Below are 1,049 nucleotides of genomic sequence, written 5' to 3'. Positions count from 1 at the left end.
CTCTATTTACAGCTTTTGTATAAAGCGTAAAGTTTTCTTTCCAATCACCGCGTAATGTTTCTGCATAAACAGTTGGTGCGATTTCTTTTAGCTGATCATATATTTTTTCGTGACGCATTTTATTTCCGATAATTAAATCTGGCTTAAGCTTCATTACTGCTTCTAAATTAATATCACGTTCAGTTCCTACAACTTCCGTATTTTTTAACTCTTTCGCTACATGAGGATACCATTCATCACCAGCACGTGGTTTCGTAGTCCCCACTGGCGTTACGCCCACAGCTAGAAGAGCCTCTGCACCTTCATTTGTTAAAACAACAACTTTTTTAGGTGTACCATTTACTGTCGTTTCGCCCATTGCATGCTTTACCGTATATGAATCTTTTGCTTTCGCTGATATATCATTTTCCTTTTTCTCTTCTTTACTACATCCTGCAATTACAACCATGAGTATCATAATGCAGAACATAATTAGTTTTTTAGTATGTATCATATGTCCTCCCTAGATGAAATCGATTATCATTAACAATTAAAGATTAATGTATCCTACATACATTGTCAATGTATATCAGAAAACTTTTTTAATATATACTATTTAGATTCTATCCGCTTTTCTAATGTTTCTTTTTAAAACATAGTGCATAAGTATGAAAATAAATGTTGTTATTAAAATGCGTATCTTTGTTATACATAACAAAGATACGCATCCATATTGCATTATCATTTTAATTGCTAATATTGAGTATACTTAATATACGATGGATCATTATATACCCACTGATTTCCACCAAGGTTTAACCAACCATTTTCATTTATATATACTAAATAAGATTCTGGAGAATTTAATTGGCGGATAACTGCAGATGTAGTTGATGGACCACTTCTTAAATTTACATTCATCCCTTGTATATATGCAACCCCAATCGGACTTCCATCACTATTACTTGTCTTTACAAAATTAATGTAAGAAGGATCATTATACACCCATTGTCCATTCCCCAAATCTAACCATCCGTTACTTTCCTGATATACAACGTAAGATTCTGGAG

Annotated in this window: 2 protein-coding genes; both read right to left on the bottom strand. The window is 32.8% G+C overall.

Annotated features, from left to right (window positions below):
- The coding region (locus DN400_RS29245) for an ABC transporter substrate-binding protein (RefSeq protein ID WP_147802116.1) at positions 1-493 on the bottom strand (493 nt) is incomplete at its 3' end.
- A gap of 239 nt (positions 494-732) precedes the next feature.
- On the bottom strand, positions 733-1,049 hold a 317-nt coding region (locus DN400_RS29240), incomplete at its 5' end, for an SH3 domain-containing protein (protein ID WP_481747373.1).

This window comes from Bacillus sp. AR8-1 (assembly GCF_008042345.1).
Lineage (GTDB): Bacteria > Bacillota > Bacilli > Bacillales > Bacillaceae_G > Bacillus_A > Bacillus_A cereus.
Note: the sequence above shows the minus strand (reverse complement) of the source record. Positions and strands in the feature narration are given on the sequence as shown.